The organism is Nakamurella endophytica (assembly GCF_014646215.1).
In the GTDB taxonomy this organism is placed as follows: Bacteria; Actinomycetota; Actinomycetes; order Mycobacteriales; family Nakamurellaceae; genus Nakamurella; species Nakamurella endophytica.
Genome location: NZ_BMNA01000029.1, coordinates 1 through 724 on the forward strand (window position 1 = coordinate 1; position 724 = coordinate 724).

Sequence of the window (724 nt, forward strand, 5' to 3'; positions counted from 1 at the left end):
CGACGCGGTCGCGCCAGGACTTGGGCCGCTGCGAGAGCCACTGCGCAAATGCCTGTTTCGATCTTCCATCGATCATGTCCAACAACCTCGCCGGCCCGGTTCGGTTCCGGACCGCGGTCAGGTCGATGATCACGGTGACGAACCGGTCGCCGCGGCGGGTGTGCCGCCACACGTGCTCGTCGACGCCGATGACCTGCACGCCGTCGAACCGCGCCGGGTCGGCGATCAGCCGACGTTGGCCTTCTGCCAGGACCGCAGCGTTGGCGGTGTTCCACGAGACACCCAGCGCCTCGGCCACCCTGGCCACCGTCAGGTGCTGGCAGACCAGCGCCGTCAGCGCCCACGCGAGGGCTCCACGCGAGAGCCGGGCACGCGGTTGCGCGGCCCGGCTGGTGTCCTGCCGCCACACCGCCGAACACCCTTGGCACCGGTATCGCACGACCGTGACCAGCAACAACGTCGGCCGCCAACCCAGCGGCTCGTGCGCAAGCCGGCGCAGCACGGTGTCCCGCGGCCGACCGACTGCTCCGCACCGCCGACAGGTCCGGTCCGGATCGGCGACCCGGCACGCCAGCACCGCCCGATCAGGCTCCACGAACTGACCCGTGACCTGCAAACCGAGCCCGTCCAGCCGGGCGAACGTGGTCACGTCAGGGTCGTCAAAGGTAGCGTCAGCCATGTCGAGGTCTTTCAGGCGGAAGGCGTGAGAACCTCCATCCTCGGA

The 724-nt window shown here is 69.8% G+C and carries 1 protein-coding gene; it reads right to left on the reverse strand.

Annotation, left to right across the window (positions count from 1 at the left end):
- The coding region (locus IEY37_RS21730; protein WP_188945035.1) for a helix-turn-helix domain-containing protein at positions 1-679 on the reverse strand (679 nt) is incomplete at its 3' end.
- Between the last annotated feature and the right edge of the window lie 45 nt (positions 680-724).